The sequence below is a fragment of the Streptomyces sp. NPDC049837 genome (assembly GCF_040674455.1).
In the GTDB taxonomy this organism is placed as follows: domain Bacteria; phylum Actinomycetota; class Actinomycetes; order Streptomycetales; family Streptomycetaceae; genus Streptomyces.
This window is the reverse complement of sequence record NZ_JBFAMP010000022.1, coordinates 1-25,821: the sequence shown is the minus strand read 5'-3', so window position 1 is coordinate 25,821 and position 25,821 is coordinate 1. Positions and strand designations below refer to the sequence as shown.

21 protein-coding genes and 2 pseudogenes are annotated in these 25,821 nt (G+C 69.9%); 15 read left to right on the top strand and 8 right to left on the bottom strand.

From position 1 onward, the window contains the following. Nucleotides 1–139: 139 nt before the first annotated feature. Nucleotides 140–343 carry a cold-shock protein gene (locus tag AB0J57_RS34245; protein WP_366132320.1) on the bottom strand — a complete coding sequence of 68 codons (204 nt, stop codon included), beginning with the start codon at nt 341–343 and terminating at the stop codon, nt 140–142. Between the two features lie 201 nt (nt 344–544). Here AB0J57_RS34245 and AB0J57_RS34240 point away from each other — a divergent pair, with 201 nt between their 5' ends. Beyond that, nucleotides 545–1,201 carry a maleylpyruvate isomerase family mycothiol-dependent enzyme gene (locus tag AB0J57_RS34240; protein ID WP_366132319.1) on the top strand — a complete coding sequence of 219 codons (657 nt, stop codon included), beginning with the start codon at nt 545–547 and terminating at the stop codon, nt 1,199–1,201. Nucleotides 1,202–1,652: 451 nt separating this feature from the next. Here the strand turns inward: AB0J57_RS34240 and AB0J57_RS34235 are convergent, their stop codons facing one another. Beyond that, complete coding sequence (locus tag AB0J57_RS34235) at nt 1,653–1,790, bottom strand: hypothetical protein (protein WP_366132318.1); 138 nt, start codon at nt 1,788–1,790, stop codon at nt 1,653–1,655. Nucleotides 1,791–2,069: 279 nt separating this feature from the next. Here AB0J57_RS34235 and AB0J57_RS34230 point away from each other — a divergent pair, with 279 nt between their 5' ends. Both AB0J57_RS34230 and AB0J57_RS34225 read left to right on the top strand, forming a co-directional pair. Next, nucleotides 2,070–3,092, top strand: coding sequence for an alpha/beta hydrolase (locus tag AB0J57_RS34230; protein ID WP_366132331.1), 1,023 nt, complete (start codon nt 2,070–2,072; stop codon nt 3,090–3,092). 76 nt (nt 3,093–3,168) lie between these two features. Further along, entirely contained in the window at nt 3,169–3,393 is a 225-nt protein-coding gene (locus tag AB0J57_RS34225; RefSeq protein WP_366132317.1) for a hypothetical protein, read from the top strand. Nucleotides 3,394–3,576: 183 nt separating this feature from the next. On the opposite strand, the gene AB0J57_RS34220 is transcribed toward AB0J57_RS34225, so the two are convergent. Next, nucleotides 3,577–4,434, bottom strand: coding sequence for a hypothetical protein (locus AB0J57_RS34220; RefSeq protein WP_366132316.1), 858 nt, complete (start codon nt 4,432–4,434; stop codon nt 3,577–3,579). Nucleotides 4,435–5,147: 713 nt separating this feature from the next. Between AB0J57_RS34220 and AB0J57_RS34215 the strand changes: the two genes are divergently transcribed. Next, nucleotides 5,148–5,306: a hypothetical protein gene (locus tag AB0J57_RS34215; protein WP_366132315.1), complete on the top strand. Its 159-nt coding sequence runs from the start codon at nt 5,148–5,150 to the stop codon at nt 5,304–5,306. Here the strand turns inward: AB0J57_RS34215 and AB0J57_RS34210 are convergent. Then, nucleotides 5,276–6,094 (bottom strand): annotated as a pseudogene (locus tag AB0J57_RS34210) (IS5 family transposase). The gene AB0J57_RS34215 and the pseudogene AB0J57_RS34210 overlap by 31 nt on opposite strands. Before the next feature lie 438 nt (nt 6,095–6,532). On the opposite strand from AB0J57_RS34210, the gene AB0J57_RS34205 reads away from it, so the two are divergent. The 3 genes and pseudogenes from AB0J57_RS34205 to AB0J57_RS34195 form a co-directional block, all read left to right on the top strand. Next, nucleotides 6,533–7,834, top strand: coding sequence for a hypothetical protein (locus tag AB0J57_RS34205; RefSeq protein ID WP_366132314.1), 1,302 nt, complete (start codon nt 6,533–6,535; stop codon nt 7,832–7,834). Nucleotides 7,835–7,909: 75 nt separating this feature from the next. Next, complete coding sequence (locus tag AB0J57_RS34200) at nt 7,910–8,527, top strand: hypothetical protein (protein WP_366132313.1); 618 nt, start codon at nt 7,910–7,912, stop codon at nt 8,525–8,527. A gap of 71 nt (nt 8,528–8,598) precedes the next feature. Then, a pseudogene (locus AB0J57_RS34195) lies at nt 8,599–9,401 on the top strand (IS5 family transposase); the annotation flags it as partial. A gap of 116 nt (nt 9,402–9,517) precedes the next feature. On the opposite strand, the gene AB0J57_RS34190 reads toward AB0J57_RS34195, so the two are convergent. After that, nucleotides 9,518–9,808 (bottom strand): hypothetical protein, encoded by a 291-nt coding sequence (locus tag AB0J57_RS34190; protein ID WP_366132312.1) that lies wholly within the window; start codon nt 9,806–9,808, stop codon nt 9,518–9,520. Between the two features lie 925 nt (nt 9,809–10,733). On the opposite strand from AB0J57_RS34190, the gene AB0J57_RS34185 reads away from it, so the two are divergent. Together AB0J57_RS34185 and AB0J57_RS34180 are read left to right on the top strand one after the other, a co-directional pair. Beyond that, a complete protein-coding gene (locus AB0J57_RS34185) occupies nt 10,734–10,931 on the top strand; it encodes a hypothetical protein (RefSeq protein ID WP_366132311.1) in 198 nt (65 codons plus the stop codon). A gap of 694 nt (nt 10,932–11,625) precedes the next feature. Next, nucleotides 11,626–13,155 (top strand): APC family permease, encoded by a 1,530-nt coding sequence (locus AB0J57_RS34180; RefSeq protein WP_366132310.1) that lies wholly within the window; start codon nt 11,626–11,628, stop codon nt 13,153–13,155. Between the two features lie 203 nt (nt 13,156–13,358). Here the strand turns inward: AB0J57_RS34180 and AB0J57_RS34175 are convergent, their stop codons facing one another. Both AB0J57_RS34175 and AB0J57_RS34170 read right to left on the bottom strand, forming a co-directional pair. Beyond that, nucleotides 13,359–13,556 carry a hypothetical protein gene (locus AB0J57_RS34175; protein ID WP_366132309.1) on the bottom strand — a complete coding sequence of 66 codons (198 nt, stop codon included), beginning with the start codon at nt 13,554–13,556 and terminating at the stop codon, nt 13,359–13,361. Nucleotides 13,557–14,222: 666 nt separating this feature from the next. Then, nucleotides 14,223–14,846 carry a hypothetical protein gene (locus tag AB0J57_RS34170; RefSeq protein WP_366132308.1) on the bottom strand — a complete coding sequence of 208 codons (624 nt, stop codon included), beginning with the start codon at nt 14,844–14,846 and terminating at the stop codon, nt 14,223–14,225. 235 nt (nt 14,847–15,081) lie between these two features. On the opposite strand from AB0J57_RS34170, the gene AB0J57_RS34165 reads away from it, so the two are divergent. From AB0J57_RS34165 to AB0J57_RS34140, 6 genes are all read left to right on the top strand, one after another. Then, the gene (locus tag AB0J57_RS34165) at nt 15,082–16,566 is read left to right on the top strand and encodes a helix-turn-helix domain-containing protein (RefSeq protein WP_366132307.1); all 1,485 of its coding nucleotides are present in this window, start codon (nt 15,082–15,084) and stop codon (nt 16,564–16,566) included. Nucleotides 16,567–16,804: 238 nt separating this feature from the next. After that, complete coding sequence (locus AB0J57_RS34160) at nt 16,805–17,374, top strand: hypothetical protein (RefSeq protein WP_366132305.1); 570 nt, start codon at nt 16,805–16,807, stop codon at nt 17,372–17,374. A gap of 296 nt (nt 17,375–17,670) precedes the next feature. Further along, nucleotides 17,671–19,050: a hypothetical protein gene (locus AB0J57_RS34155; RefSeq protein ID WP_366132304.1), complete on the top strand. Its 1,380-nt coding sequence runs from the start codon at nt 17,671–17,673 to the stop codon at nt 19,048–19,050. A gap of 327 nt (nt 19,051–19,377) precedes the next feature. Then, nucleotides 19,378–23,541, top strand: coding sequence for a CHAT domain-containing protein (locus tag AB0J57_RS34150; RefSeq protein ID WP_366132303.1), 4,164 nt, complete (start codon nt 19,378–19,380; stop codon nt 23,539–23,541). Beyond that, nucleotides 23,538–24,143 carry a hypothetical protein gene (locus AB0J57_RS34145; RefSeq protein ID WP_366132302.1) on the top strand — a complete coding sequence of 202 codons (606 nt, stop codon included), beginning with the start codon at nt 23,538–23,540 and terminating at the stop codon, nt 24,141–24,143. Before AB0J57_RS34150 ends, AB0J57_RS34145 begins: the two co-directional genes overlap by 4 nt. 21 nt (nt 24,144–24,164) lie before the next feature. Continuing rightward, on the top strand, nt 24,165–25,220 hold the full coding sequence (locus tag AB0J57_RS34140; protein WP_366132301.1) for a hypothetical protein: 1,056 nt from the start codon (nt 24,165–24,167) through the stop codon (nt 25,218–25,220). A 209-nt stretch (nt 25,221–25,429) separates the two neighbouring features. Here AB0J57_RS34140 and AB0J57_RS34135 read toward each other — a convergent pair. After that, nucleotides 25,430–25,821: TetR-like C-terminal domain-containing protein (locus tag AB0J57_RS34135; protein ID WP_366132300.1), on the bottom strand; the 392-nt coding region annotated here is incomplete at its 5' end.

Genomic DNA, 25,821 nt, shown 5'->3' with positions numbered 1-25,821 from the left:
ATGTTCTTGGACCCCTCGCCCTCAAGCGGTTTCACAGAAGTCGAGCCAGAACCATTCTCATCGAGAAGCCCAGACGGCCTCGAAGCCCCACACCCGTGCTGCTGAACGGGTGAGGGGCTTCGGCGTGCTCAGACGACACTCACTGCGGGGTGACGTTCTCGGCCTGCGGCCCCTTCGGCCCCTGGGTGACATCGAAGGTGACCGCCTGGTTCTCTTCCAGGGAACGGAATCCTGAGGCGTTGATGGCCGAGTAGTGGACGAAGACATCCGGGCCGCCGCCTTCCTGGGCGATCCAGCCGAAGCCCTTCTCCGCGTCGAACGATTTCACTGTCCCAACCGCCATGGTGGTTCCTCTCCGCCAGACGGACCCTGCTCGGCCCGTTCCGAGGCCAGCCATACCCTCGGGCTCATCACCAGAACCTTGCCCAAACGGGTGGCGCCAGCCCGATCAGCCAGTGCCGCGTCAGGCAACATTTGCTCTGTCGATGAGTTTGGGCGGCGAGAGCAGTCTGATGGAGGACACCCGATCTCTGGAGGCTGCCCTATGGCTGAACCACACGTGCCGGAAACTCGGAAAGCTCTGGAACGGGCGATCCACGTCGAACGGTTGGCACTCGCTCAAGACCTCGCCGAGCTCAGCGAGGCCCAGTGGGCGAAAGCATCACTGTGTGAACGCTGGACCGTGGAGGAGGTCGTAGCCCATCTGACGGCAGGCGCCAGCACGAGGATGTGGCGCTGGCTGCTGAGCATGCTGGCCGCGCGGTTCGACCCCGATACGCACAACGACCGACGACTCGCAAAGCACCGTGGGGCTACACCTGAAGAGACCTTGCGGCGATTTGGCGACGTTGTCGCCGGGCCCGCCGGGCCGACAGGACATACTGCGGCCTGGCTGGGCGAAATAGTCGTCCACAGCGAGGACATCCGCCGGCCATTGGGTCTTGTGCGGACACCCCCGGTGGCCACCACGACCGCCGTGGCCCGGTTCTTCGCCAGCCGCGATTTCACCGTCGCGAGCAACACTGCAATCGCGGGCTTGCGGGTCGAGGCCACAGACGGACCGTTCACCACCGGCTCTGGGAATCTGCTCCGGGGGCCGACCCTCTCGCTGGTGATGGCAATGGCGGGCCGCCCAGCGGCCTGCGAGGACCTTGAGGGGGACGGTGCGGCAGTCCTGCGCGCCCGACTGCGATCAGGTTAAAGAACAAGCTCAGTGGATCCGATTGAGTCATGGACTCCTGAGGCGGGGTCCTTGGATCCGCTTCTAACGCCTCTGTGACCACCGGCAGTGACGCACGCGCCCCAGCGTAAGCACCGGGCCACGGCACCGCTGGTCGGTGTACTCGCCGCGCTCGCGTACGCGCGCCAGGAACTCGTCGTGCCTCATCGGCTCTCCCGTGGCCAGGACGTTTCGGGCACGGCTGGCGGAGGGGTTGGAGGTTCCCGTACAGGGCGGCGTGCAGCGCGGCGGCCAAGTCGCGGGCCCGCTCCTCTCCCTCCACGTCATAGAAGACGAAGTAGACCGGCCCGGCGGAGGAGTCCGGGCGGATCTGGCGGGAGCGGATCAGGCGGATGACGGCGGCGCGGATCGCGTCGTACGCCGCGTCGTCGACGGTGTGCTGCTCGGCGGTGAACGCGTCGGCCTTCACCGTTCAGCGCGGGCCGTGGCGTTCGACGGCGACGAACACGGCGCGCTGCTGCTTGGCCTGCTTGTAGGCAGCGTTGAAAGCCTCCGAGCCCGTCGCGTCGGGGACGAGGTCGGCTGGGCAGGGAACCGGCAGCGGCTGCATGAGGCTCATCGTGCCAGGACGGGCCGGTCCCGGCGTTGACGCGGCCCGTGTCCTTCGCCCGTGCGGGACGTTGTACGGTGCGACGCGTGCACTGGCTTGATCCCCCACGGTGGGCCGGTTGCCGCCCGCGGCCCTGGTTTCCGCGCCTGGCATCCGAGGCCGCGCCCACGCTCCCCGGTTTCCCCCTCCGGCCGGTGTGGTCGAGCGCCCTGGTCTCCCCTCGGACCAGGGCGTCGTGCTGCCGGGCGCCGTTTGTGCGCCCCGGCCGGCAGTGGTTGACTGGCGGGGCTGCCGGACCAGTGGGCTGGGCCACGGTGTTGCCGCTCCGGCAGCCGGGAGCGCGGCGCCGACGGGCGTTCGCGGGCTCCGTGGGGGTGCGGTGAGGGCCGCGCCCGCACCGCGCGGTCAGCCGTCGGGCCAGGGGTAGCGGCGCGCAAGGATCGTCCACTCCTCATCTGGCCGACCGGGCACGGTCCGGCCGGCGCTGGCCCACCGGGCAGCCCGGCACGGCGCGGCGGCGAGCGTGACGAGGGACGGTGCTCGTGGAACGCCCACAAGAGCTGGCAGCCCGCGATCGAAGCCGACCTTCGCGCGTCCTTCACCGTGATCACGTACGACCGCCGCGGCCATGGCCGGAGCGAGACGGCGCCGGGCCAGGGCACCCGAAGACAGGACGAGGACGACCTCGCGACGCTGATCGAACAGCTCGGCCCCGCCCCCGCGCACGTCGCCGGAAATTCCTTCGGCGCATCGATCGTCCTCGGCCTGGCCGCACGCCGGCCCGAACTGTTCCGCAGCATCACCGTCCACGAACCCCCGCTGATCGGGGTCGTGGCCGACGACCCGGACTCCATGGCACAGCTACAGCCGACGATGACCTCGTTCGACGCGGTGATGGACCACCTTCGCAACGCCGAGAACGAGCAGGGCGCACACCTGTTCGCGGAGGAGGTGGCCATGGGCCCCGGCATGTGGGACCAGTTGCCTGCTTCCCTGCGCGAGACGTTCGTGACCAACGCCCAGACATGGCTGGACGAACAGACAGACCCGACCTGGGCCGCACTGGACCTCGACGGGCTCTCCGCCTGCACCGCTCCGGTACTGCGGAGCCGCAGCAGCGCCAGCCCCACCTGGTTCTCGACGGTCCTGGAACGGCTGGCCATGGCCATGCCGCAAGCACAGCGCCAGACCTTCGAAGGCGCCGGCCACATCCCCCACATCACTCACCCACAGGAATACGCCACTGTCCTCACCAGATTCATCCGGGCAGCAGGACCCCACGCACCCTCGCCCGGCCAGTGAACGTCGACACCCCGCGAGTCGGCACCGCTGCGCGGGGTCCAATGCCCGCTACCAGCTCGGGCAACCGGCACAGGCGGTGGACATCGCCCGGCGGGCGGAGTCGCTCGCCCGATCCGCGAACGACCTGGAAGGCCGCGCGGCGGCCTTCCTCATCCTCGGCCTTGCCCTGCACGACACCGGCGAGCCGGAGCAGGCATCCCGGGCCTGGAGAAAGGCCCTGGACCTCTCCCGGAAGGGCGACGACCCCTACGTCTTCTACAGGACGAGGAACTTCCTCCAGGACATTGGCTTTCCCGTCTGACCGCTCACGACTCCACGGGCATCGAAGGACGACCGTCCGGATGCTCCCTCGACCGGGGCGCCTGTCTCCACGAAGACCACGCTACGAGTCCACGCGTGACCGCGCCCCCGGGTGGCCGGTGCGCCGCCGCGAGCAGACATCGCGGCGGCGCACGTTTTCATAGCCGCACCTGCTGCGGTTTCGTCAGCGCTGGAACGCCACGTCGTAGTAGGTGTCCGACAGTGCGCCTGCGGCCGAGTAGCAGCGGACCTGCACGCCCGTGCTGGGTGTCCAGTGGTCCACCTTGCAGTGCCTGGAGTCTGCGCCGTAGGCGGTCACCTGCACGTTGCCGTTGCTCAGCGGCATTCCGGAGGGCCAGAATCGGTACGTGCCGACGCCGACCCGTGAGATCCGGTTCGCCGCGCCCGTGGAGTTGTACGAGTAGGCCGCTGCGGGATTGTACGCGGCCGTGGTCGGCTGGTTGGCCCACGCGTAGGCGGCCGGCGTGGTGCGCTGGATGCCGGTGCCGCGCACGTAGGTCAGCGTGTACCGGTTGTCCTGGAGTGCGCCGCCGAGGGTGAAGCAGCGGACGTTGACCATCTGGGCCGTTCCCGACACGTACCAGTTGACGACCTTGCACCTGGCCCTGACGTCGCCATACGCGGTCACCTGCACCTGCCCGGCCGCGGACCCGATCGATGGGATCCGTACCGTGTACCGGCCCACGCCGGAGCGGGTGATGGTGTTGGTCGCGCCGGCGGAGTTGAACTGGTAGCTCGTCGACGGCGTGTACGCAGCCGTGGTCGGCTGGTTGGCCCAGACGTAGGCGAACCGGCCGCCGAGGCCGACGGTGTTCACGAAGCTCGCGGTGAACGCGGTGTTGACCCGTAGCCCGCCCGGCGTGAAGCACCGGACGTGCGCGTCCAGTCGGTCACCGACCGGGGCCCAGTAGTAGACGCCGCAGGAGTTCGCGTTGGCGCCGTAGGCGTTCACGTGTACCACGCCGCCGACCCGGCCGAGGTTGGGCATCCGGACCGTGTACTGGCCTGTTCCGGTGCGCACGACCGAATTCGTCCCCCCGGTCGAGTTCCGGCTGTAGGCCGCCGATGGTGTGTACGGCGTATTCAGCGCGGCGTTGGGCGAGTGCGCCCAGACGTAAGCACGGCCGAGGCTGGGCGCCGCCTGGGCGGTGGACGGAGTCAGGGCCGCCACTCCAGCGGCGAGGGCCAGCGTCGTTGTGATGGCGAGCCCGCGAGCGCGCCACTTCCTGAAGGATATCGATACGTTCACGTACGTTCGTCCCCCCTTACGCACAGGGCGATCCGGTGACCGGCCTGGGTGAGTGCTGAGGAACCTATACATTTCTGGCCACGCCGACTACGTCGCCGCAGGGGGATGTGGTGGCACCTGGTAGTGAACAGGGGGCACTCATCGCAAACGGAGCGCCCTCGCCTGTGTCGTTCCGGGGGGCGGTACTGACTTCGGGTTTTCAGGGTGATAGTGGTGGAGATCGAGGACGAGGCCGGTTGCGGTGAGGAGACCGTTGAGGAAGTCGGCGCGGTACTGCAGCAAGTTTGAGCAGGCTGCGGACAAGGGTGTCGGGCTGGTCGAGGGCGAGGCCGGCGAGGCGGCGCTTGACGGCCCCACAGGCACTCGACAGGCTGCGGCGCTCGCCACTACCCGTCGTCGCGGCTTCGCCGACGAGGCACACTGAGCCCGTCACGTACCGACTCGTCTCTTCCTAGTACGGGAGGGCCCGTTCGAGCGAGAGGGGCGTGGTGGCAGATTTGGTGGTGCTGGCCCCGCACATGGACGACGAGACGCTCGGCTGCGGCGGGATGCTCGCCCTTGCCGAGGACCCGCTGGTCGTCTTCGCGGTCGCGCCGAGGGCTAAGACGGTGTCCTATGTGGTGAGGCGGAGCAGTCGCTTGTAGCAGCACAGGGCTGCGGCGAGGCCGAGAAAGGCCAGGTAGTTGCGGGAATGGCGTTCGTAGCGGGGGCTGAGTCGGCGGTAGCCGGACAGCCACGAGATCGTCCGCTCGATCACCCACCTGCGGCGGCCCAGCCGTTCGCTGGACTCGATGCCTTTGCGGGCGATGCGCACGCCGATGCGCTTGCCTCGTAACCATTTACGCAGACTGCGGGATGTCGTACGCCTTGTCGGCATGCAGGCGCTGAGGCTTGAGGTGGCGACCGCGCTGGGGGTCGTGTCTCCTTTGGTGACCCTCGACCATGGGCTTCAGTGCTTCGCTGTCGTGGGTGTTGGCGGCCGAGACGCCGACGACCAGGGGCAGTCCGTTCGCGTCCGACAGGACGTGCATCTTGGAACCCGGCTTGCCCCGGTCCACGGGGCTCGGACCTGTGAGTTCCCCCCCTTTTTAGCCCGCACGTGAGCGGGGTCGAGGACCACGCGCGAGACGTCGATGAGCCCTGCGTCGTCGAGCTTGTGCAGGACGGCCTCGTGCAGCCGGCCCCACACCCCGGCACGCGACCAGATCAGGAACCGGCGGTGCGCGGTCGACTTCGATATCCCGAAACACGGCGGCAGAGCCCGCCAGGCGCAACCGCTGACCAGCACGTAGATGATCGCTGCGAACAGCGTCTCATCAGGCGTGTCCGGCGTTCCGCCGCCCTGTGGCCGCACCTTCGACGGCGGGATCAGCGGCTTCGCGATCTCCCACAGCCCGTCCGGAACAATCCAACTCCACGTACCCCGCCCCATACGCAGGCCAACGAGCGATCGCCACATAGGACACCGTCTAAGCGGCCTTCGTGGATCGTTGTCGTCGATCTTCGGAGAGCTGTTGTGGCGGTGGAGTCCCTGACGGATGAGTGGGCGGCCCGATACGGGCGTTTGCCGGGGCGCCTTCGCGGGCGGAGCTGGAGCGGTACTTCTTTTTGGACGACGTGGACCGGCGTGCACGAGGAACGCCCGGCGAAGGGCCGTGCCGCGCAAGGGGAACTGAACGCGGACGGGGCCGTTGGCGCCTCACGGTGGCGACATACAGGCCGCAGGCCCGGCGGACGGAGTGGACGGAGTGGACGGAGTGGACAAACAGCGGGCGTGATGCGCTTGTGCGGAAAAACCCGGCGGTAGAACGCCTGCGGAATCCGGTCACCGGGTTCTTCCCAACCACCCCCTCCACAGGAGACGATCCGCATGCGCACACACAACGGAGCGAACGGCACACTCCGGCGCGCCGTGGCCGCCGCGATGACCGTGGCCGCCCTGACCGGCGGTGTCCTTGCCTCAGCACCACCGGCGGTGGCCGCACCGCCGACCGTGGACTGCACGGCCACGCCCGCCCAGTGCCCAGAACTCGCCACAGGCTTCAGCGGCTACCCGCACGAGATGGCGCTCGACGGCCACGGCAGGGGGTACGTGCCCACCTCGGCCGGCAACCTGTACGAAGTGGACGTCAACACCGGACGGTTGACCGTACGGGCCACCGGACTGGGCTACGCCACCGGCGTCGCCCTGGACGGGCAGGGGCGTGCCTACGTCCTCAACCTCGGAGGCGTGCTGCACGAGGTGAACCTGGCCAACGGCGCCACACGCCAGGTCACCGCCGGGCTGGGCGCGGGGTGGAAGGTAGCCCTGGACCACCGAGGTCACGCCTACACCACCGACCACACCGGCAGTCTGTGGCGGGTGTCGCTGACCGACGGCGGCAAGACGAAGGCCGTCGGCGGACTGAGGTCTCCGGTCGGGGTGGCACTGGACGGCAGGGGCCACGCCTACGTCTCCACCTCAGAGGGCGTGCTGTACGAGGTCGACCTGAACGACGGCTGGTCCCGGCGGGTGGTGGCCGACTGGCTGAACGACGCGCCGGGCGTGGCCATGACGGGCTCGGGCACTGTGGCCGTCGCCACGCGCCAAGGCCATCTGTACGAGGTCGATCCCCGTACCGGTACCGTCCGCGAGGCCGCCCGGGGCCTGGGCGACGGATTCGGCGTAGCCGTCGACGCCGAGGGCAACGCCTACGTCGTCCGGGCGGTGCAGTTCGCCGTCTGGAAGGTCCCCGGCGCCATCCAGCCCGCGCCCGCCCGGGGACTGGAGGTCACCGCCGTGCCCGGCACCACCGCCGTCCCGGGCGGCACGGCCGTCCCGCGTGTGAGGGTCACCAACCACGGCTCCTCCACCATCGGCACCCAGGACATCCGCCTCACCCAGGGCCCGGCCCATGTGGGGTGGCACTTCAACGTCATCTACCAGGACCGCCAAGGCCGCACCATCGAAACCCCCTGCACCGTCGACCCCGTCGACCGCACCAGCTCCCTGTGCAAGGACGTGCCGCTGAACCTCGCCCCGGGCGAGTCCGCCGAACTCCGCACCGAAGTGCGGGTCAGCCCGCAAGCCCGGCCTTGCGAACTGCCCTCCATCACCTGGCACATCGCGGACAAGCAGGCCAAGTCCGACTGGCTCGTGCTCAACCCCGACGGTTCGCGACCCCACTGCTGACCCCCTCGTCCGATGGGGAATGACACTGTTGGCGAATCCAATGCCTGAATGTGACGTCGGCCTTCAGGACCCGTTGTGGTCGTCAAGGCCGACGTTGTGCTTGGGCAGGGTGTCGGGGTGTCGCTGCACGCCAAGAGGGTTCAACGTCCCGCCTCACCACATAGGACACCGTCTAAGGACATCGAAATCGAGGCGGTGGCCGGGCTGCTCGGCTTCCGTCACGTGGTGCTGTACGGCCCGGAATGGGAGGCCAGGCTGCTGTCGCTGGACCGGAGGGAACTGGTGCGGCGGATGGAGGGCTTTCTCCACGACGAACGACCTTCACGGGTTTTGATTCCGGCCCGTTCTCACCACCAGGACCATGCCGTCGTCTTCGAGGCGGGCCTCAGCGCGACCCGGCCGATGTCCCGTAACGGTTACATCGCCCGCTTGGTGGCCTCATACGAGTACCCGGGATCCGTCTGGGGGAACGACGGCCATGAGCATGAACTGAACTACTACGTGGACATCTCGGATGTGCACCCGAGGAAGATGGAGGCCGTGAAGCGGTATCAGGGCTCGCAGACTGGTCGTGCCGTCGTCGCACCCGATGTGGTGGAGGCGTGGGCGAGACTGCGCGGCAGCACGATCGGGGTTCCGTATGCCGAGGCGTTCCGGATACTGCGCCTCATCGAAGACGGGCGCCCCACATGAGGGTGGCCATGCTCCAACCCACTTAGAGGATGTCTCACGTGGTGCTGGGTGGTGCGGCATGATGCTGCACCGTGAAGGCTGATCTGTCGCGTCGGCTGGTTCCGGACGAACTGTGGGAGCGGACCGCTCCGTTGTTGCCGAGGTTCACATCTCGCCCGCAGGGTGGAGGTACTGCTCCGGTGGACGAGCGGACGGTGTTCACGACCGTGGTGTACGTGCTGACGAGCGGGTGCGCGTGGCGTTATTTGCCAGAGTCGTTCGGGGTCTCGCCGGCCACCGCGCACCGTCGGTTCACCGCGTGGACCGAGGCCGGGGCTGTGGCGCAGGCTACACCGGGCGGTGCTGGACGAACTCGGCGCCAGGGGCGGGCTGGACTGGTCGTCCGCGATCGTCGATGCCGCTTCGGTGCGGGCGAAGGGGGGGCACGCTGACCGGATCGAATCCGGTCGATCGCGGCAAGCAGGGCAGCAAGCTGCACGTGCTGTCCGATGCCCAGGGCCTGCCGCTGGCCGTCGCGGTGTCCGGCGCGAACGTGCACGACAGTCAGGCGTTCAAGCCGTTGGTTCTAGGCATTCCCGCCGTCCGCTCCCGGCGCGGACCACGTCGGAGGAAGCCGGTGAAGGTCCACGCGGACAAGGCGTACTACTCCGCAGAGCACCTCCGCTGGCTCCGAAGCCGGAACCTCATCGCACGGATCGCCCGCCTCGGTATCGAGTCCGGCGAGCGGCTCGGCCGGCACCGCTGGAAGATCGAGCGGTCGATTTCCTGGCTCTTCGGCTACCGCCGCCTCACCGTCCGGTACGAACGAAAAGGCAGCCACTTTCTCGCCTTCCTCGGCCTTGCCGCCGCCCTGACCTGCTACAAGAAACTCACCAAACTCACCTGTGAGTCCCGTTCCCAGGAAACGTTCAAGGCGAAGCTGCCTTCACGCAGGGCGGACCCCGTCAAGGACGTGGCCACTCTCAGCTCGTGCGTTCCTGCACCTGGCCCTCAGCCTTCTTGAAGCTCAGCAGTCTTCCGCGGATCGTCCGCCAGAATGCGGGCCGCAAGCTGCCGTACCTGCTCCTCCAGGGGCTGATCGTGGGTGACGAACAATTCGTACGCGTAGGAACATGCACGCTCTCCCGGTGCCTGGACGTGGTGGAACTCGACATCGACCCCCTCGGGACTGGTGAGTTCCTCGGGGACGTCGGGCTCCTCGCGTCGTGGCCAGACGCCCGTGAGGACGCAGCCCCACTGCTCGAACCAGCCGCTGCCTGCAAGGGTCTGCTCTAGCCGCATACTCATTTCCTGGGCGTGATCAGCCTCGGCTGGTCGTGTTAGGGCAGCCATCACTCGTGATCGAGAAGCTTACCGAAATCACCACGTGAGACACCCTCTTAGTGGGGCTTCAGCAGGGTCTTTAGCTTGGCCGTGAGCGCAGGACCGAGGCCTGTCTTGGCCTTAGGCATTAGGCCGGTGAGCGCCGACGGGTCATATTCGGCGTCGGACTGGAGGGGCGCATCAGCTCCGCCACACTGATTCAACGCTCCCCCCAGCGGCAGCTTCCCAAGGTTGCTGCTGACGGTCCCGCTGCCTTCGGTGGCAGCTCCGGCGGCTCGGGCCCCCGTGTGATTGGCACACAGTGTGCCGAACGCGGGCAACAGGAGGCCGCCGACCCCCGCCCGCCCACGCCGAAGAGGCAGGAAGCACCGTACACATCAGCACGACGCAGCTCGACGCGGCAACGCAGGCGGGAACTCGAAAGCTCACGCCCCGACAACGATCCTGTCACTGCCACGACACGCCGACTACGCCAACAACGCGAGAGCCGCCGTCTGCGGCGGATCGGTTGGCTGCGGTCCGCACCGTGCCCAATCAGGCGGTGGTGGAAGACCCAACGGGTTCAGCAGGCGGTCCGGTCAGCGGGAGCTGACCTACGACGGACTGCCGGCCGCCGAGCCCAAGGGCAACAAGGGCGGCCGGCGCCCGGCCGTGACGGCCGGGATGACCGACGCCGTCCGCACTGCATACCTGGACGGCCGATCCATTGCCGCCCTGGCCCGCGAGTACGGCGTCAGCCGGGGTGCCATCCGCGCGGCCGTCGCCGACCTCATGCCCGAGCACACCGCGGCCAACCACACGGACACACCGGCCCCGGAGCAGTCGGTCACTCTCGAGATGCCAGGCAAGGTCGCCGACTTCCTCCGCGCGACCAAGCTGGACGATGCCGCGGGCCGCGCTCAACCAGGGAGTGACCGTACGGCGCGGCCAGGGCTACACGCTGCGCATCACCGCCGCGCCCGCGGTTCACCGCCAACTCCTCGCCCGCTGCCAGCCCCTCGATGCCGCCCAGGGCGCCCCGTGGATCCCGGCCCAGCCCACCGCGAGTACGAGAGGCCTGGAGTCCCCTCCCCGCTGGTGAGCTGAGCGCGCCCCCCGTCAGCAGTCGTTACCCGGGTCAGGGTGTCAGATCAGTGGCCTCCAGCCCCGACAGCCGCAGCCTCGCCACAGCCGGCTTGCCGCGCCCTCACTCCCCAGGAGCGAACGGCGTACCTGCCTGATCAGGCATCAAGCCGGGTATTCCCGAAGCGGATGAATCCCCTACCAGGCCGTCCTGCTCCCCTCCCCCGCACGCCGTTGCTGTGGCAGGTCGCGCGGCCGACTGGGACCGGCGCCTGGAGAAGGTGACGGGAGCGCTCGGGCTCGTCGCCGCATGCCGGCTCGTCGCGTCCTGGCATATGAACGGCATGGGCACGGGCGCTGCGCACCGGCCCGGTTGGTTCGCGCTTCTGTCGCCCTGCGGGTTTCGGTGTTGGCGGCGGTGATGCTGCCGGGCGCGGCTCCGGCCGTCATGGGATGCGCGATCGCGGACGGCTTCACGGCTCCGTTGTCCACCTCGCGAACAACGAGGTCGCGCTCTGCGCGGTGTCGCGGGCTCCGCTCGCGACACCGCAGGCGTACACGGTGACGTATCCCTATGACTGCCGGCCGCGGCGCCCGGCAGACGGTGCGGTCGACGTCAACGGGCTACGTCACGACGGCCAGGCAGAGCGCGAATTTTCGCGCAAGCACGAGCCGTTCCGGATTATCCGGTCGATATCGATCAAACTGGAGGGATGGAGCAAGGCGCCGCGCCCACCGAGGATCATGAGGATCTCAAGGCCAAGGGTCTGAGCCGGGACGCCGTCGGCCTGCTGGGTGGCACGGTGATCGGTATCTCCACCGTAGCCCCCGCCTACAGCCTCACCGCAACCCTCGGGCCGACCGTCAGCGAGGCAGGACTGCGGATGCCGGGCATCTTTCTGGCCGGGTTCGTGCCGATGCTGCTGGTGGCCTTCGCGTACCGGGAGCTCAACAAGGAGCTGCCCGACTGCGGCACATCCTTCGCCTGGTCGGTCAAGGCGTTCGGGCCGGTGATCGGCTGGATGTGCGGCTGGGGCCTCCTGATGGCGTCCATCGTGGTGCTCTCCAACCTGGCTGGGGTGGCCACCGAGTTCCTCTACCTCTTCCTGGGGGAGGTGACCGGCAGCCCCGACGTCACCGAACTCAACGACAACAAGGCCATCCACATCCTCACCACCCTCGCCTTCATCGCCACCGCCACCTGGATCAGTTACCGCGGCATCACCCTCACCGAGTGGCTGCAGTCCGTACTGGTCGGCCTGCAACTGGTCGTACTCGCCCTGTTCATCGGCATGGCGATCTCCACGTCGGGCGAGGCGGAAGGTTCGCTCAACTTCTCCTGGTCGTGGTTTGACCCATTCGGCGTCGAGTCCTTCACCGCTTTCACCGCAGGCGTCACCCTGTCGATCTTCATCTACTGGGGCTGGGACACCTGTCTCACCATCAACGAGGAGAGCACCGGCAGCGAGCGGACGCCCGGGCGCGCCGCACTGCTCTCCATCGTCGTCATCGTCTGCACCTACTTGCTCGTCGCCGCTGCCGCCCAGATGTACGCGGGCATCGGGACCACGGGCATCGGCCTGGGCAACCCGGAGACCGCCGACAACGTCTTCGCCGCGCTCGCCCATCCGGTCATGGGCTCCGGCCCCGGGGTGCTGCTCTTCGTCGCGGTCCTGACCAGCGCCGCCGCCAGCCTGCAGACCACCTTCATCCCGGTGGCCCGCACCGCCCTGGCGATGAGCGCCTACAAGGCCCTGCCGACGACGTTCGCCGCCGTCCATCCGCGCTTCAAGACCCCTGCCCGCGCCACCGTCGCGGCGGCCGTCGTCACCGGCTCCTTCTACACGCTGATGACCCTGGTCAGCGAAGACGTACTGCTGGACACCGTCTTCTCCCTCGGCCTCATGATCAGCTTCTACTACGGGATCACGGCCTTCGCCTGTGTCTGGTACTTCCGCCGCCGGCTGCGCCGCTCACCGGGCAACCTGCTGCTCAAGGGTCTGCTGCCGGGCCTCGGCGGCCTGATGCTCACCGGCGTGTTCCTCCGCACCCTGAGGGACACCTGGGAGCCGTCCTACGGCAGCGGCAGCTCGGTCGCCGGCATCGGGAGCGTCTTCGTCATCGGTGTGGGCCTACTGCTCCTCGGCGCCATGGTCATGCTGCTGATACGGCGTCATAATCCGGAGTTCTTCCGCGGCGAGGTGCTGCACCGCTCGACACCGCCTCTCATCATGGAGGACTAACCCGGCGCGGGGGGCCCGTCCCGCGGCCGCCTCCAGCCGGATGCGCGTTCGCCTGCCGGTCGGTGCGCACCTCGGCTCGTACATCCGTGGCGTACGTGGTCGTCATTCATGCCGGACTCGATGCGTCGGAATACGCCGACCGGCTCTGTGATTCCTCGCTACCGATGGCCCCAGGCCGGGGCCCATGGTGCCTGACGGAACGGCTACCCGGCCTCGTCACGAAGCCAACCCGGGTCGAGCACGGTGATACGGCCCCGGCCCAGACGGAGGACGCCCCGGCCGGCCAGCTCGCGCAGCACCTTGGTGACCGGCCAGCGCGGTGCGGGCGCCGCTGTGGCGAGAAGGGTTGCGGCTCCCCGGTGCGCGGGTGCGCGGGTACGCAGGTGCGCGACGAGCGCCACGGTCGCACGGGCCTCCCTGCGATCAGCAAAGGCAGCCGTCGCCGGGATCGTCCATCAGCAGACGGACGTCGGTCACGCCGGGCATCAAGCCGGGGCACCGACGGATCACGGGGGCGGCTCGACCCACACGTACCCGCCTGGCGCACCGCCACTCGGATCAGTTCGGACCGGGCCGTCTCGTACTCGTCCAGCTCCAGACCCGCCCGCCCGCCGCAGGAACCCCCCAGGTCGGCGAGCGCGTGCGCCAGCCCCGGGAGTCCCCGTCAACGCGCACCCGCCGACCGCCCATGGGCGAGGGCGGATGGACGATCACAGGCGGAAGCGGCGGCATGCCGCCCTCACCGGGATCATGCTCAGTGGGGCACGCGGCAGTCATGTCGAATCGTCAACAACCTGGTGTTCGGCCACGGGAACTTGGACGGCGGGCCAGGGGGCGGGCGCCTGAGCAGTGCGACGGTGGCGGGGAGGGGACCAGAGGGTAGCCGGGTGACTGTCGATCCCTGCGTACGCGCCGAAGGGCTGGGGGCGGTCCCCCGGGCGGGGTGCCCGGGGGACCTTGGCCGTACGACGGTACCCGCCCCGGGGCATGACGATTCGGGGCCGTCCTTCCGACCCCCGTGACGGGAGGACGGCCCCGCCCTTTCCGGCTTTGCGGTGGCCGCCCGGTCAGTACAGCTTTTCTACGGCCGTGCTCGTGGTCTTCTTGAAGGCGGCCACGGGCGCGTTCCCGAAGTCGCCCATCTGTCCCCACTTCACGACGGTGACGGTCCTGCCGTCCCGCCCGACCGACAGCAGGGCGATGTCGCTGGCGCCCCAGGACGTCTCGGTGTGCAGGCCGCGGACGCGGGCGCCCTCCTCGACCGGCAGCTTGCCGTAGTCCCGGCCCTCGGCCTCGACGTCGGGCGAGGACTCCTCGATGCGGTCGGCGCAGGTGCGGATCAGGTCGTCGTAGTGCTTCGCCAGGGCCTTGGCCTGGGCTGCTGTGCCCGTGACGACGGTCAACTGCACGGCGCTGGTGTCCAGGTCGGTCCGGAACTCCCGGTGCCGGTAGTCGTAGGAGGGCACGCCCTCCGTGCTCACGCAGAGGCCGAGTTCCTCCGGGAACCCCTCGGTGACCGGCCCGGCGGTCCAGGACGACGTCGGGTGCGGCGGCATCTGGGACGCCGACAGGAACTTGGGCGCGGCGGCCTGCGGCGCGGCGCCGGCGGCAGGTGCCGTGAGGACCGTGCCCGCCGTGAGGGCGGCGACGGTAAGTGCCGTGTAAGCGCTCGTTCGGATGCGCGTGGACATGGGTGTTCCCCCCGTGGATGAGTGCGTGGACGTGGATGCCGCGGCGAGGCCGGCTGGTCGGCCCGGGCCCTGGTCGGCGCGGCACCAAGAGCATCAGCGGTCACAGCGGCCGGGCGCAACAGCCGACGGCCGATCGGGCACGATGGAACCATCCCAGCCCGTCTGACGTGCAGTTACATGGGTGCCTGGGATACCGTCCCGGGCCGGGTGGGGTCGTACGAGGGCGGGGGGACCTGTGTCGGCACAGGACGACGGCGACGGAATCGACGAGGTGGCGGAGTTCGCGGCGCTGCTGCGGGCGCTGAAGGAGCGCACGGACCGGAGCTATGGCTCGCTGGCCCGCCGCCTGGGCATGAACACCTCGACGCTGCACCGCTACTGCGCGGGCGACACGGTGCCGCTCGACTTCGCCCCCGTGGAACGCTTCGCGGCCCTGTGCGGGGCGACCTCGGAGCAACGCCTGGAACTCCACCGCCGTTGGCTCCTGGCAGTGGCAGCCCGCCGTCGGCCTCGTACGGCGGGGACGGCGAAGAGCGCGCCCGACGCCACGGCTGCGGAAGCCGTGATCGACGCGGCGGACGGACCGGACACAGCGGTGGAGGGCAGCACCGAATCGGACACGGCGCCGAAGGCCGACGGCGGCCCGGTCGCCACACCGGACACGGCGCCGAAGGCCACCGGCAGCCCGGTCGCCACACCGGACACGGCGCCGAAGGCCACCGGCAGCCCGGTCGCCGAAACGGACCCTGCGCCCAGACCGCCCGGCGCGCCCTCGCCCCCGCTCCCGCGCCGCTCCTGGTACCGCCGTAGACGTCTTGTGGTGGGGCTGGCCTCAGTCTGTGCCGTGCTCGCGACGCTGGGGACCCTCTCCGTGCTGCCGGACGGGCGGCGGGTGTCCGCCGACGGGCCTGACCGGGTCCTCGGTCCGACGTCGTCCGGTACGGCGGCGGCCAGGGCGCCGGAGCGACTCGGCGCCTCCCCCAGCCCGAGCGGCACCCCCACCTCCGTGCCGCCTTCCGGGTCCGCCACCCCGCAGAAGAAGCCGGGCGCCTCTCGCCCGTCCGGCGCGACATCCGCCCCGCCTCGCGGCGAACAGCCCGCCGGGCTGCCACTCACCTGGTCCGTCGACTCGCAAGCTTGGCAGCTCGGTTGCGGTCACGACTACGTCATCGCCAAGCCGCCGGGCCAGGTCCCCCCTCCCCCTGCCCCGCAGGACGCGGCGCCCTGGGCGGCGACGCAGAGCGCGGTGCACGGCGGCGAGACGCTCGTGCATCTGTCGGTGCAGGGGCGCGGCGACACGGCCGTCGTGCTGGAGGCGTTGCGCGTGCGCGTGGTCGGCCGTACGGCGCCGGCCGAGGGCAACGCCTACTCCATGGACCAGGGTTGCGGCGGCGCGATCACTCCCCGGTACTTCGCCGTGGACCTGGACAAGGACCGCCCCATCGCCCGCGCAGTCGCCGGGAACGACTCCGGCACGCCGATCCCGGCCGTGCGCATGCCCTACCGCGTCTCGGTGAAGGACCCCGAGGTGCTGCTGGTCACGGCCGAGACCAGCTCGTGCGACTGCCGCTGGTACCTGGAGCTGGACTGGTCCTCCCAGGGGCGCAGGGGCACCGTGCGCATCGACGACGACGGCCGCCCGTTCCGCACCAGCGCCATCGAGGCCCTGCCCCGGTACGCGTACGACACCCTGGGACGCCGGTGGGAGGCCTACAGCTAAGGAAGGGGTACGTTGCGGAGGGGGCTCTCCGGACGTGCGCGATCTCGGTGCGGCTCCGCTGCGCCGCTCGGAGCGAGTGCCAGGTCGACGAGGGGCGCGGACCGGATCGTCGGTGCGCAGCAGCGCGCCGCGCAGCTCGAACAGGGCGTCGCTTCGCGCGGTCAGCCGCGGCCTCTCACGCGTCGGTGCCCGCCACTTCCCCGGGCCGCGGTCAGGGACTGATGCGTGGGCTGTCTCCATGCGCTTCCGGCTGGCAGACTCTTCGATCATGGCGAATAGCGGACTGTGGGTCGGCGTTCTCACCGCGCTGACCGCGCTCGGAGCCAGCTACATCACCGCGCGGGCGACCTCGCGCGCGGCGCTGGCCCAGGCCCGGACGACCACGACGGCAGAAGCACTTCGCGAGCAGCGCGACCGGCGTCGATCCACCTATCGGGAGATGATGAGCTGCGCGCATGCCTTCTTCGAGGTCACCTGGCAGATCGACGAGGTCGACGCAACGAGCGACCGTCAGGCCAAGGACCGGCTCCTGACCCAGATGTACGAGCGCATCGGCCCGGCCATCGGGAGCATGAACCGGGCCAACCACGAGGTCCGGCTCGACGGCCCTGCCGAGGTCTCCGACGCGTCGGAACACGTACGGCAGATGGCGCGACGCGTGCAGCCGCTGCTCAAGGCGCTCATCGGCGACGACGGTCCCGAGCGCAGGCGCGCCTACGACGCCGCGTTCGTGGACTTCCGGGACGCGCACCTCACTTTCATCAGCCTGGCGAGACAAGCGTTGGAGGTTCGGGATGAGGCAGAGTGACTGTCTCAAGCGGTGCCTTCGATGCCCGGGGACCCAGTGGCGATTGATAGCAGGCTGGGCTTCCGTCACTGTTCCGGGGCCCCAGTGTCGGCACTTGCTTTGTACGCCGCCGCTTCGGGCGGGGAGTGGGCGGCATCCGGTACGGGTGGCTCGGGCACGGGCGCGCGATGCCACACCGTGCCCTGACGGGAGCCCACACGGGAGATAACCGCGGGCTCAATGTCAGTGCGGATCAGTACTGTTGCTCCGCCGGCCACGCCCACGCGGCCGGGTCCGTTCTCGAAGGAGGTCTCACGATGCGTACACGAAGACGTGCGGCGGGGGTCGCGCTGGCCCTGGCGGCCGCGTCGCATCTGTTCGTCGTCCCCAGCTCGGCGGTGGCACAAGCCCAGGGCGGCATCGTCCTGCCCGTGCGATCGCATTGGCAGACCCTCGCCGACAGCCGCCACGTGTACGTCAGCGCACCCGGTGACGACGCGGTGGTGGCCACTGACCACGACGGGCAGGTCGTAAAGAAGGTGGAGGGTCTCGACGGGGCACGGGGCATGGCCGAGTCGGCCGACGAGTCGACCCTGTACGTGGCGCTCCCCGAGGCCGACGCGATCGCCGTCATCGACACCGCGACCCTGACCGAGACACGGCGCATCTCGACCGGGGCCGACACCCAACCGGAGAGCCTCGCTCTCGCCGGCGGCCGGCTGTTCTTCGGCTACCAGGCCACCGTCTTCGACGCCGGCATCGGGTCGGTCGACATCGCGGAGGCGACCCCGACCGTCACCCTGGACGACCACCCCGTCTGGTCCGGCAAGCCGCGACTCGCCTCGTCTCCGGGCGCGCCCGACCGGCTCGTCGCCGCGGAGAGCCAGGGCGCGTTGGGCATGCGCGTGTACGACGTGCGCTCCGGCACGCTTCAGGAGACCGCCTACAGCGACGCCGTCGCCGATGTCGAGGACGTGGCGGTGACGCCGGACGGCAGCACTGTGATCACCGCGAACGGCTCCACGTACTACCACCAGCGGTGGCGCCTGCCGGACCTGACGGAGGTGTCGCAGTACGACACCGGCCCCTATCCCAACTCCGTGGCTGTCGACTCGCACGGCACGGTCGCCGCCGGGATCGTGGCCGGAGGGGAATGGGACGTCCACGTCTACCGCCCCGGAGAGACCGCTGCGTACCGCACGGTCGCGTTGTCGCCGGGGTACGCGGATCTGCTCGCCCGGGGCCTCGCCTGGGCGCCTGACGGGAACAGGCTTTTCACCACCCGCTTCCCCTACTCGGGCGAGGTCGTTCTCGACGTCGTCACCGACATCGCCAAGGCGTCCAGCACGATCACTCTGTCCGCCCCGCCGACCAACCCCGTCGGCACGCCGGTCACCGTGACGGGGAAACTGACCTCGATGGTGCCCTTCCCCAAGCGCAGAACGGTCACGGTGACGCGCAGCGGCGTGGAGTTGCCGGATGTGAAGGTCAAACGGGACGGCACCTTCAGCTTCAGTGATACCCCGCCGGACTGGAACACGTATCCCCAGTACACGGTCACCTACGCGGGCGACGACCGGCATGTGCCCGGCACGGCGACCGTCATGGTCGAGTTCGTGCCCTCACCGGTTGTCGGGGGGACAAGCGGAACCGAATCCGGGCCCAGGCCGGACCACCGCTTCGCAGCAGCCCACTGAACAGGCCGCAGGACTGCGTGACCCTCGCCTGATCTCGGTGCCCAGAGGCATCGCGCCGGCCTGACCCACCTTGCCCGCCTGGTACGTCCAGCGGGCGGCGGGCGTAGGAGGCGGTCCCGTCGCTACCGGTGCCGGTGGCCCGCGGCCGTCACACGACTGCCGCCGGGGAAGCACTGGCGACGGTGGCGCCGGACGCGCGCAACTGAGGGGGACAGGGAGTCGGTGGTTGCGCATCGTGGTGCCGTCACGGACAGGCTCCGCCCATGAAGGGGCGGAAAAAGCTGAAAATAGGCTCAAGACCTCCACTGCGGCCCATACAGTCGGTCTGTGCCCACACCCACGGTGCTCCGGGAACTCCTCAAGACCGTGTTCGCGAGCGTTCTTTGGGCTGCCTTGGCCTGGACCGTGGCCGCGCAGACCGGTGCGGACGATACGGTCCGGTGGACGGCGGCCGGGCTTCTCGCCGGTATGCAACTGGCGGCGCTGGTCCGGCTGGTGCCGGACCAGCGCCTGCGCGCCTGGCTGTCAACAGCCGTCACATCGGCAATCACCCTGGTCGTCTGGGCCGTGATCGGGTGGGTCGTGCTTCGGCTCATGGGTGATCGGGTCCATGGCGCGGCCGCCGCACTGGTGGTGGCCGGCGCGGTCGCGTGCGGGTTCCTCTGGCGCTCGGTTGTGCGCCGCCTGCTGACGCCTGCCTTCGTGGTGTTGCTACGGCTCTGGATGGCCGGGGCGCGGTACGGACCTGCCAGGGTGGCGTTCTGGGCCCTGGTCGGCTGGCTCCTGAGCGGTCCGCTGTGTACGCAGGTGCAGGTCACTCATCCGGTCGTGCTCATGGGCCTGGGTCTGCTGCTGGGGCTGTTCGGTGTCCTCGCTGCCGGCGTGGGCGCCGGAGCGGTGCTCGCCCTGGCGGGTGCCGGTCCCGCTCTCCTGTGGTGGCTGGTGCCGCTCGTGGCCGGAGCCTGTGTCGGCTTCGTCCGCGCCTACCGGCAGGCGCGGCCCGGATGGTGGCGTTACCCCGCGTACTTCGCCGGGCGGACGGGTGGAGAGCCCGGCCCTGGCGGGCGCCTCGTCGACGCGGCGAATGTGCTGGCCGGTCTGGCGCCCGTGGCAGCCGTCGTCGCGACGGGCAGGCCTGGGGGGCTCGGCTCCCTCATGGCCGCCGCCGCGCTCACGGCACTGCATTGGTACGTGTACGCCGAGAGTGGGCGAATGACCCGGGAGAACCGCCAGGAGCTGCGGTTCGCGTCGACTCTGTGGGTCGTCCACCTCACCGTCCTGTCCACCGGTCCGGTGGGAGACTGGTTCGTACGGGCCTGGCGGGATCAATCGCTGCTGTACACGCACGCCGTCGCCGTCGCCCTCCTCGGCGCGGGGCTGTTGCACTTCCTCCAGGTCGCCTACACCGCCACGCTGGCTCGCGCCCTGACGGTGTTCTCCGGTCCGCGCCTGCGACTGGCACTGGGGGCGTCCTACGGTCTCTTCCCCGGTCCGGCACTGGCGCTTTTCCTGGCCGCAGGCGTCCACCACCCGGACGAGCGACTGCTGGAGGCCGCACAGTGGCTGATCGGCTCCGCCGTGGTCCTGTCGCTCTTTCTGGTCCGGCGCACCGGTGAAGCGCAGGCGAAACTCGATGCCTCGATCTTCGTACACATCGACCCGGTCATGCGCGCCCGTACCTTGTCGGCGTGGCGGCACGATGCGATCGTCGCCAGACCCGGCTACCCCGACCTCACACTGCCTCGCACCCTCATCCGGGAAGGGATCGGACACGCGCTCGGCGACCGGTCATTCCCGCCGGTGCGTCTGACCAGGTCCTGGCCGCAGGCCGGCCGCAGCACCTGGCAGTTCAGGCTCGACGAATGGCTCATCGCCTGGATCGACGACGCCGCGGAGCTGCTGCGCGACGCGGACAAGGAGGCCCGGGCACGGCTCAGCGGCAAGCACCTGGACCAGTTCCGCGCCGAGCACACACTGCTCCGCGGATACTGCGCCAGGACACTGGCCGAGGTCTATCAGATGCTCGGTTTCCGTGAGGAAGCGGCGGCCTCCTTCCTCGACGCGGCAGAGATCTGGGGTCAGCCGGACAACAGCACTCTCGCCGCCGCCTGCCGGCTGGAGGCGGCGATGACGGACTACCTGACGCCGAGCAGGGCCGTGGCCGCACTCGCTCCCCTGGTCGAAGACCCGTCGGTACTGCCGATGCTGCGGCGCCGGGCCATCATGCTCACCGGAGCGTTCCAGCTCCGGCTCGGCGACACCGAGGCGGCCGAGCGGTCCCTTGCCGAAGGCGCGGCGATCAAGGTCGGGCAGGGCGACTTCTCCCACCTCGGTTTCATGGAAAGCCGGATCCAGGGCCGGAGCGTGACGTTCAACGTCAGACCGGACCATCGCGAAGACCACTGGCTCCTCGCGGCGCTGGACCGGGTGTCCCCCGCGGCCCTGTCCATGCTGGGCCTCGAACCCGACGATCCTGACGCGCCCGTATCGCTGCGCGGCGTGGACCTGGACCTCAAACCCGTGTCGTCGACACCGGCCGGCCACGGCTTCGCCGCCGCGCTAGGACACTGGCACAGCCGCCGGTACCGACGCGCCATCAAGCATGCGGTCCGGACGGCGCGGACACTGGAGTGGCTCGGACTGATCCAGGCGGCCTTCACTCTGTACGGTTGGTTCGGGTTCGCGCTGCGCCGCGTCGAACCCCGCGCCGCGCGCGCGTTCCTGATGAGCGCGCTCGACTGGTACGAGGAACTGCGTGTACGCGTCACTGACGACGACCTGCGCATCGCACTGTTCGAACAGGTCGGGGAGATGTACGAGGTGGCGGTACGCCTGACGACGATTGAGTCCCCTGGCAGTGCGGATACGGATACGGATACGGATGCGGACCGACCCGCCGAGACCGTCGCCTTCGAACTGACCGAGCGCGCCAAGTCCAGGGTCCTCGCGGAGCTCATGGGCAGCCGGGTGCCCGCCCCGCGTGACCCCGCGCACAAGAAGCTGATCGGAGAAGAGCGGCGCTCGGCCCACCGCTTCGCCCAGGCCCGGGAACGGCTCCGCACGGACGGCGCGCGAAGGGAGGCCGTGGTCGAGCTGCGTGACGCCCAGAGCGAGCTGACCCGCTGCTGGACGGAGATGCTCGCGCACGAGTCGCTGGCCGAGTACGCGGGGCTGCGGGCCGGCGCGCCGGTCGGCTACGACGACGTACGCCGGCTCCTTCGCCAAGAGAAGCCCCCCACCATCCTGGCCGAGTACCTCGTCACCAAGGAGAGCACCCTGCTGTTCGTCTGCCGGGCCGACCTGGACCGCCCCGCTGTGGTGGACATACCCCTGAGCCGCGCGGACCTCCACGCACTGTGCAGCAATGTGTTCACCGGGCCCCACGCGACACGGCGGCTCCGGCATACCCGGCCGGACACGTGGCAGGACGCGCTGCGCCCCCTGGTCGCTCCGCTGGCCGACTGGTGTGCCCCGGGCGACACCATCTGGTTCGTGCCGCATGACGAACTGCACCATGTGCCCCTGCACGCCGTACGGATGGACGAGCGCACGTGCGTGGCCGATCGCCACCCCGTCCGCTACACCCCCAGCGCCTCGACCGGCCCGCACACGGCGCGCAAACCCGACCCGAAACGCGACACCGTGCTGATTCTCGCCGACGGCCGGGCCGACCGCCCGCTCATCCACGCCCGGCAGGAGGCCGCGGCGCTCGCCCGCCTCTTCGGCCACCGGGTGCGCCTCCTCGTGGGCGAGGTCGCCACCACCCGGCACCTCACCCGGGAACTCACCCGGTCCGCCCGGGCGATCGACGTGGTGCACCTCGCCTGCCACGGGGAGTTCGACCCGGAACAGCCCATGCGGTCGGGGCTGTTGCTGGCACCGGACGGAGCCGACGATGGCCGGCTCAGCGCCGCGGACATTCTCCGTCTCCGGCTGCCGGCGAACCTCGTCACACTGAGCGCCTGCGATACGGGGCGCAACGACCGCCGCTCCGGTGACGAGCTGATCGGCCTCACCAGAGCACTGATGTACGCCGGCGCCTCTGCCGTCGTGGCGTGCCTGTGGTCGGTGGACGAGCTGTCCACCAGCCTGGTCATGCGCGGTTTCTACCAGGCCCGGCTCTCCGGGATGAACGAGGCCGCGGCGTTGCGTCAGGCCCAGCTGGACGTGCGCCGGGTCACGGCCGCGGACGTGGTCGAGTACTGCGCCCAAATCCGGTCCGAGCAGCGGGACATGGCCCCCACCCTTGACCTCGACATCGCCACGGCACGGTTCTGGGCACGGGACTACCGAGCGGCCGCGGAGGCCTTCGCGGCCGTGACCCGGGAGCAGCTTCCCGGCTCCCCGGTGTGGGTCCGCGCCCGGGGCGGGGCGGTACAGGCCCGCCGTGCCGCCGCCCACGCCGCGGGCGCCGAGGTCGACTACGACCGGCCCATGTTCGACCACCCGTATTTCTGGGCGCCATACCTCGTGATCGGGGGCGGACCGTGACGATCGACCCATTGACCACCTTCGCCCAACTGGCCGACCCGGCCTACATCACCATGGAGGTCACCACCAGCAGCGCCCCTGCCGCGCCGGCGGATGGATACGTGATCGTCACGGCGAACGGTGTGCCGTTCGCCCTGGCCGAGGCCGGCCAGGTGCGCCGGCTCACCTGTCCGCCGGCGGACCCCGAGGCGGGCCTGCCGCCACTTGTTGTCGTCGACGGCGCGCGTACCGTCCCGGACCTCCTCGACGGCCGCTCGCTGACCCTGCTGGACCTACCCGTCACCGCCATTGCCGTGTCCCGGGAGAACAGCCTCCTTCGCAGCGTCGGCGAGGGCGGCACCGAAGCCATCGTCGGCGTCGTCCCCGCGACCGTCATCGACCAGTACATCGTCGATCAGGGGGCCGGCCTGCAATCGGTGGTCAAAGGCCCCGGATGGTGGGGAAGTCCCCCCGACAAGCTGGGGGGACCGCCCCAGACGGGCCTCGCCACCGTCCGGTGCAGGCGGTGCGGGACGATCAACCGGAACATCCTCGTCTATAACCGGGACGATCCGCAGCAGTGCGAGAACGACACCGACGAGCATCCGCTTGAGAGCGGGTGACCGGACGCCATGCTCGGAACCGTGATCAAGGGGAGCGCCGGTCTCTTCGACCGTCGCTTCTTCCTCGGCGCGCTCCTGCCCACCCTGGCCTTCCTCTGCGGTGCCGGCGTACTCACCACGGTCGTGGCACGTGGTCCCGGCGGCGCCAAGAAGGCCTGGTCGGCCCTGCCGTTGCTGGACAAGTCCCTCACCATTGCCGCGGTGATCACCGTCGCCGTCATCGTCGCCACGCTGCTGAGCGGCTCCGCGCTCCACCTGGTGCGCTGGTACGAGGGCTACTGGCCGACTCGACTCGGCAGGCTCATGGCCGAGCTCGGCAGCACCTGGCATCGGCGCCGGCGCCGGACCCTCGCGGAGGCGGCGCGTACCGACCCGGTCGCACGGGGCATCCTCAACGACTGCTACCCCCCGGCGACGCCGAACGAGCCCGCGTTGCCCACCCGGCTCGGCAACGTTCTGCGGAGCGCCGAAAGGCACCCCCGGTTGCGGTACGGAATCGACACGGTGACGGTATGGCCCCGCCTGTATCCGCTGCTGCCCGACCGGGTCGTCGCGGGGCTGAACGCGGGCCGGGCGACGATGGAGGCCGGCCTCGTCACCGCCACGCTGTTCGCCGCCTTCGCGCTCTACGCCGGCACGCTCCTCATGCTCGGCCGGGACCGCTGGTGGCTGTTCGCCTGCTGCTTCGGCGGCGGCATGCTCGTCGCACGGCTCTTCTACCGCACCGCGGTCAGCGCGGCCATTGGCTACGCCGAGCAGTTGAAGGCCGCCTTCGACGTCTACCGGCTCGACCTCCTGCGCCAACTGGACGGGGCCGCCGCCCCGGACGGAGCACCGGGAACCATCCCGCCTTCCTGGACCGCCCCGGCCGACCCTGCGGAGGAGCGGCACAGATGGCAGAGCCTTTCCCTGCTGTGGCTCACCGGCGTTCACGACGGCATCGAGGAGTCTCCACAGCCTCGCCCCCCGGTCGACCGGGGCACCCGGTTCATGATCGTGCCCCTGAGTACCTGGCTCATGGGCGCCGTCGCCCTGGTCTGCCTCACCGGGGCGCTCATCCTGGGCAACCCGGCCTGACCCGGCAACGTGGGCGGGAGGTGCCGCTCCAGGGCGTGTATCCGGCCGTGATCAATGATCATTGCAGCTTGCGGGGCGCGCGGCCCGTCTGGCCTACGGGGCCGGTGGTCTGCGGCTGCGCCGTGTGGGCGCGAGTGACCGGACGCGATGCCGCAGGCAGGCGCGGCGGGGCCCGAAGGCCCCGGCTACGTGCCCGCCGGGATGGCGTGTCAGACCACGGCGAGCCGTTCCACCAACAGCTCCACTCTCGACTCGGTGTCCTCCGGCAGCAGTCGTCCCGCTCGAGTCAGGGTGGCCAGCCCGTGCAGGGCCGCCCAGAACACCTCGGTGAACATCCCCGGGTGGATGCCGTCGCCAGCGACTTCGGCGAGGCATTCGAGCAGGGCGGCGAAGGCGTCCTTCAGCGGTTCGGAGGTGTCCTCCTGCGCGTACGCCAGGCCGCCGTCGAGCTGGAACAAGGCGTCGTAGACCGCGGGGTTGTGCTCGGCGAAGTCGAGGTAGGTGCAGGCGAGGGCGGTGACCCGGTCGCGTGGGCTGTCTGCGGCGGCGGTCGCGGCCCGCACGGCGGTGGCCATCTCTGTGGCGCCTTGGAGGGCGACGG